Origin of the sequence: Vibrio aestuarianus (genome assembly GCF_012395185.1) — a bacterium.
Classification (GTDB): domain Bacteria; phylum Pseudomonadota; class Gammaproteobacteria; order Enterobacterales; family Vibrionaceae; genus Vibrio; species Vibrio aestuarianus.
Map to the genome: position 1 here is coordinate 1 of NZ_JAAZTU010000066.1, position 6,542 is coordinate 6,542.

The window sequence follows — 6,542 nt, forward strand, 5'->3', positions numbered from 1 at the left end:
GCATTAAAGCGAGTTAAGTTTATTTAACAAGCTTAGCTTTAATAAACAACAGTTTTACTAGCATGGTACATTGAATTTTCGTGTTGTCATTTTTCATTACTATTTACTTCTGTCGATTAAACTGACTGCTCACTCCTTATATAAATTCAATTTATCGTGCTAAGGTTAAAGTATATTCTATCCTTTAACGGCTTTTTTATATTCTCTATTATGTTATAATCTTTCGTGTCTAGGAGGTTTTTTTAGTTATGAAAAATTATAGTGATGTATTGGCTCTTATTGTTGATGATTCGCCCGTTATATTGTCTAGTATTCGAAGAATGTTAATAAGCTTAGGTTTAAGTGATAAAAATATTTATCACGCAAAAGATCCCAAAGCTGCTATCTGGCATTGTAGGAAAATAAGCTTTGATTTGATAATCTGTGATTATAATTTTTTCACTCGCTTAAATGGAAAGCAAGTATTTGAAGAATTACAGCATTACGGTTTGATTAAACCGGAGAGCAGTTTCGTTGTTATCACAGGGGAATCGTTGTCTAGAGTAGTCCGCTCTATAATAGAACTTTCACCAGATGAATATATATTAAAACCATTTAATAGCTTGTATTTTGTGACAAAAATAAAGAAATCTTTGGCAAGGAAATCAGCGCTATATAAATTATATCATGCAAAAACCAAAATGGAATATAAAAAAGGTCTCGACTTGTGTGATGAGTTGGAGTTTTCTTATCCACAATACCACTACTTGATACAAAAATTCAGAGGGGAGTTTTATTCTCTTCTTCATATGTTCAATGAAGCTAAAGACCTTTACGATTCAATTATTGTTGAGAAGGACGTAGAGTGGGCAAACGCCGGACTCGCTGATAGTTTAATTGAATTGGGCGAGTTTTCTAGAGCTCAATCCGTAGTCGAAAAAATGCTTGATCGAGTTCCAAACTCTACACAGGCACTTTCTTTAAATGCAAAGTATGACATTTATAATGGTGATATTCCTAACGCGATTAAACAATTTACGATGGTTTCTGAACTGACTCCTGGTAATCCAGAGCGAGAACTTATCATTGCTAATTTGTGTATGTCTCAAGGTGATTATAGAAATGCGGCCTCAAGGTTCATGACCTACTATGATTTAAACATTGACACATATAGAGATGATTTAGAAGCTCGGTATAATTATATACGTTGTGTATTATTCCTTTATGATTTAACGCAAACCGGGTTTTATAAAAGTTCAGAAGAGGATTTTTCAGATATAGACCCGAGGAAATTAAAATCAGAGGCTCTGAACGAATATAGGCAGATAGCATTATTAAAAGAAAAGAAATACGATCGTAATGGTGAAACCGACGCTCCCGTTGAAGATTATGATATCGAACAAGAGCTTTTGATGTGTCATTTTTCTATTATTGAAGGAAAATTGAGCGAGGCTATATCTATACTTAAACATCTTTATTTAGGCAATCTGGTGGTCGGATTTTATAATAGATATCATTTTCTATATCTACTTAATTTGCTCACATTTACAAAAGAGTTTGGTGAGCATATCCAATTAGTTCGGTCTGATTTGGATAGAGTAGAATTAAGCCCTATGTTGTTAAAGTCTCAAGTTGAAATGATAAAATCACTTAGCAGCCAGCATACCATTTTAGGTGAACTAATCAGTCAAAAGCTAGAAAATGCAAAAACCTATAGAGAATCAGGTAATATGGTAGAAGCACTAGATGAGTTAATGTTAGTTCGTTCAAAGAATATTTATGTTCGAGATGTAAATACGGAGATCATACATTTACTTTCTTCAGCTTGGCCATCTAATTATACGGGTCGCGATGTAAGTGTTTTGTTGAAAAGTTGTTTTAAAACGAGCAAGGAACTTTACACGGCATCGGACTTAAAGGCTCTTGGCATCCTTGATAGTTTGGCCTTGGCTGAAAGTAGAGTGGCTAAATTTTACTGACTTATAGTGGTTGTTTACATTTTAATCTAATTGTTTTTAGTTTTATCTTGTACTCAATTTATATTTCAGTACATACATTAAATTATCGCTAAGTATAATATTACAAAAGCTTGTATGGTGGGATAATTAATCTGTTAGGTGTAATGCAGCCTACATAAAGGGCGGGTTGATTTTGATATTTTATTCTTGCGTTTCTGCGGCTTTGTTTCCTAAATCAGGGAACTAAATCATTAACCTACGATCTGATCAGCTAAGTTCACTCAAGTACTTAGACCAATGGCCAAGCCTCGCTACAAAACAACTAACTGGAAGCAATATAACCAAGCTTTAATCAATCGTGGTTCACTGACATTTTGGATTGATGAAGAGGCAATCCAACACTGGAAACAGGTCAAGCAAGGCAACCGTGGAAGGCCTCGTTTGTTTAGTGACTTAGCCATTACGACGGCTCTTATGGTCAAACGAGTATTTTCAATGCCGTTGAGAGGTCTGCAAGGATTCATCAATTCTGTTTTCAAGCTTGCTCAATTGCCGTTTTCATGTCCTCATTATTCATGCATTAGCAAGCGAGCCAAAACGGTCAACGTCACGTTCAAGCCCAAAACGAGAGGAGTGATACAGCACCTAGCCATTGATGCGACAGGCCTTAAAGTTTATGGCGAAGGAGAATGGAAAGTCAAAAAACACGGGACGGATGGCAGGCGCAGAGTCTGGAGAAAGCTACATTTAGCGGTCGATACAAACACGCATGAAATCATTGCCGCTGAATTAAGTTTATCGAATGTAAGCGATGGAGAAGCACTTCCAAACTTACTCAAACAGACCCGCCGAAGAATCAATGAGATATCTGGCGATGGTGCTTACGACACAAGGTTGTGCTACGAAGCTATTCGCGTAAAAAATGCTGTTCCGCTTATTCCACCGAGGGAAGGCGCAGCCTTCTGGGAGCAAGGTCATCCCCGCAATCTAGCGGTCGGCTGTCAGAAGCTATATGGTTCAAATAAGTATTAGAAAGAGCGGTATGGATACCACAGACGTTCACTCTCAGAAACCGCGATGTATCGAGTTAAACAGTTACTAGGAGGGCGATTGAGCTTAAGAAATTACAATGCGCAGGTGGGTGAGACTTACGCGATGATAAAAGCGTTGAACAAGCTTACTGGGTTAGGTATGCCTGAAACTTGTCGTATTGACTAAGATATACGCGAAACGGGCGGCTCTGCCTCTAAACTGAATTACGCAACAAAGCCTGTCCGACTTCCTCATTCGTGTTGTTTATTGGCTGCTATTCGCTTTCATTATAAATTCACTCCACCAGCTCATGATCTCCTTCCTTTGTTCAAAAAAGTCAGAGCGGTTATAGCTTGCTCTTGTCGTATTTTTGTCCATATGCGATAGGCAAGCTTCGATGTGAAGTGTATCGAATCCTTTTTCATGTAAAGCAGTAGAGGCAATGGCTCTTAACCCATGTGCTACAAGTTCATCTTTAAACCCCAAGCTACGTTTTAATGCTGCATTAGCAGTAAAGATGCTTAGATGGCTTTTTGGATTTCGCTCTCCGGTAAATACGAATTCTTTACCTCCACTTTGAATCCTGATTTTTTCAAGAACACTAATTGCTTGCTTGGTGAGAGGGACTCTGTGTTCACGTCTACGCTTCATTTCCTCTGCAGGTATGGTCCAGCATTGTTTTTTTAAATCGATGTCTTTCCAGCGTGTTCTAGCTGCTTCTTTTGGACGAGCGATGGTATGTAATTGCCAAAGTAGAAGTAGTTTAGTTTTATCTTGAATATTCTCATTTTGTTCTAAACGAGACAAAAATTCGCCTAATAATTCGGGGCGTATCGTAGGCATGTTTTCAACTTGGTGTTTCTCAAATGAGTTGATCATCTTTGTTAGAGGATTAGCCGCTATGACATCGCTTGCTACAGCGTACTCCATTATTTGATTTAGACTTTGGCAAATTCTTTTAATGGTTGATAGTTTACCATCGGTTTCCAATGGCCTCAGTGTTTCAATAGCATCACGTCGACTGATCTCACTTATGGGAAGTGCGCCTAAATGGTCGAATACGTATTTTTCCAATGTTCTCCAGGTTCGTTCTGCATGAAAGGGACTAACAGATTTACGTTTTCTTTCAAACCACATTGTTGCAACAGCAAGAAAGTTATCGTTGTGCTTACGCAGCTCTTCAATTCTCTTATCTTCTTTGAGGCGCTTAGGGTCTAAACCTTCCGCAATTTGTTTCCGATATTCTGCTGCTTCTAATTTGGCGGCTGCCAGTCGTAAAGAAGGATAGGTTCCCATCGAAATTTTCGTTACTTTACGCGTTACAGGGTGACGATATTTAAACTGCCAGGCTTTCGTTCCAGTTCCTACACTGGAGCGTTTAGGTCGAATACGGAGCTGTAAGCCCTCTTCAACAGTGTAGGTATATTCCTTGTCTTTGATAACGAGCGCTTTGATTGATGTATCTGTAATCCGTTTAGCCATAATCATAATTACATAGATGAGAGAATAGAGACCATTGTATAGCAAACTAGTCTGGTGGGGTACCAGGTGGGGTACCAGAATTTTGAATTGGAGTGGAATTTACTGGAATGTTTTGGGATGGGTGTTCTTTGTAAGGTGCTGATTTTACTGTGATTCTGGTGTTTTCTGGTTGTTCTTGGGATTTTAATACAGGTGCCCCGGAAACCATTGAATTGTGTTGTTAACCATTTGAAAATTGCCTTTTAATGTAAAAATTCTGCTAGTGGGGGAAGATAGTATTGATTGATGTTTATCATAATCATCAACAAGGTTTACTGATGACCACCGCAGTTTTAGATGTGGCGATGTTAACATTTAATTGGTGAGGCTGGAATCTAAGCTGTGTCGTGCACTTTACATACTCTGTCAATGGTGCAGCGGCTTAGACTTGCGACGCTAGCTCAGTTGCATCTCTTGAGAGTGCACTAAGCCTAGCAAAAATTTGGTCATACCATGCCTAGTTGAGCGGTTTTTTGCTCTGCGGGGCAATTTATTGCTCAATAACTTGTTGAAATATAGCACCTTAATACTGGTGTTATTTTTGCTTAATGAGGCATTGCATTATGCAATACGACTCACGAAAGGACCAAACTATGTCAGCCGCTCTTCGAACCATTTCTTACCAAGCGTTATTAAACGCAGAGCAAACTCATATGCCAGCCGTCAGATTGTGTTCTACGCAGGGGAAACCGTCATGATCCTCTCTTGGTTTCAACAGCAGCAAAATCATCGCTATTGGTTAGTTGATCGTAAGCTTCACGAACAGGCTTTACAGCAAAATGGGGGCTTTGGATTTGAAGAAGCCGTGCCTCTGTTTTATGGTGCATTACCAGCAAGCGATATCAGCTCTCGATCAAGAAATTGCTACTTTACAGAATAATTATTTCACCGTTAAACAAACTTGGGCTGAATCATTAAGCGATGGTACACCAGTATTGAGTCTGGGACATTTGAAGACTGAGATGCACTCTATAACCAGACTAATAGAGAACCGTAACCAGATTAGAGGTGAACTAAGGCAGATAGTCTTTGACCCTCAGCGCTTACCTCTAGCGAAGTTATTAATAGCGCAAAAAATATTACCTGATGAAATTAAGGAACAATTGCGATGAAGTTATTGAATAACCTCACAAGGAAAAAAAGAATATCAATTATTGTATTATTCATTGTGTTAGTTTTCCTTGGTTATGATTATTACCAGACTTCTCAACCGAATATTTGGGGCGATGAACCTGATGAGTCCTATATTACTATATCAGGCAAAAAGCCTATAGATGCTTATTTAGAAGTTTGGACTCATTTTTGGGTGACAGGAGATGATTGTGAGGCTTATTCCTACGATTTATTTGGTCAAAAAGCCCATAAAGGAGGAAAGATAAGTCAGAAAATCACGCATGATTTTTCTAAAGATGATTCAAATTATGAATTTAGGATCCCTTTTAAAACGTATAAAAGTTCACAAAATTGTATCGTGGAATTAAGAGATTTTTCTATTCAGGCTTATAACTCATTTGGCAGTGCTGGCTTTGCTCAGTTGCGAGTTTCACAGGCAGGAAAAGAATATTATAATCGAGCAATTGAGCCTGATTTATCAATTGTCGCAAAGGATTGTGGCGCATATTACTCTGAAAAGTTCAATCAATGGACAAATGGTTTTGGTTGTTATTACTACATTGATGGTAAGAGAAAAAGTCAAGATCAAGAATTCAACGCCTACAGCGCTTATTATGATTTCTCGAAATTTAATAACGACACTGTGATTCATTACGATGTTTTAGCCGGTGAAAATTACCGCTCTGAGCCGTTAGATAAAGAGCCACAATAGTAATATTTATCGCGAAAGAAACGCTTGAAGCGGCAACTACTATTGCAGCTTCAAGTTGAACCTATTCCCTTCCTACTTGAAGTTGCAGTGGTGTTGGTTACGTTAGCTCACCGCCTACTTGCAACCTGAACAAGTTGCTTGATTATATAATATAATCCTCATGGTTTATTAATATATTTTAACTACTAGTTATTACCATGGGTGAAAAATAATGAAATATTATTTAT

Annotated in this window: 3 protein-coding genes and 3 pseudogenes; 5 read left to right on the forward strand and 1 reads right to left on the reverse strand. The window is 38.1% G+C overall.

Annotated features, from left to right (window positions below; all coding sequences use genetic code 11):
• The first annotated feature begins 248 nt into the window (after positions 1-248).
• Positions 249-1,958 (forward strand): response regulator, encoded by a 1,710-nt coding sequence (locus HGG78_RS18130; RefSeq protein ID WP_172533744.1) that lies wholly within the window; start codon positions 249-251, stop codon positions 1,956-1,958.
• Between the two features lie 276 nt (positions 1,959-2,234).
• Positions 2,235-3,155, forward strand: a pseudogene (locus HGG78_RS18135) (IS5 family transposase).
• Positions 3,156-3,233: 78 nt separating this feature from the next.
• Here the strand turns inward: HGG78_RS18135 and HGG78_RS18140 are convergent.
• The gene (locus HGG78_RS18140) at positions 3,234-4,451 is read right to left on the reverse strand and encodes a tyrosine-type recombinase/integrase (protein ID WP_172533745.1); all 1,218 of its coding nucleotides are present in this window, start codon (positions 4,449-4,451) and stop codon (positions 3,234-3,236) included.
• Between the two features lie 709 nt (positions 4,452-5,160).
• On the opposite strand from HGG78_RS18140, the pseudogene HGG78_RS19335 reads away from it, so the two are divergent.
• The 3 genes and pseudogenes from HGG78_RS19335 to HGG78_RS18150 form a co-directional block, all read left to right on the forward strand.
• A pseudogene (locus tag HGG78_RS19335) lies at positions 5,161-5,319 on the forward strand (DUF4123 domain-containing protein); the annotation flags it as partial.
• Positions 5,309-5,602 (forward strand): annotated as a pseudogene (locus HGG78_RS19080) (lipase); the annotation flags it as partial. The pseudogenes HGG78_RS19335 and HGG78_RS19080, both read left to right, overlap by 11 nt.
• On the forward strand, positions 5,599-6,315 hold the full coding sequence (locus HGG78_RS18150) for a hypothetical protein (RefSeq protein ID WP_172533746.1): 717 nt from the start codon (positions 5,599-5,601) through the stop codon (positions 6,313-6,315). The pseudogene HGG78_RS19080 and the gene HGG78_RS18150, both read left to right, overlap by 4 nt.
• Positions 6,316-6,542: the final 227 nt, after the last annotated feature.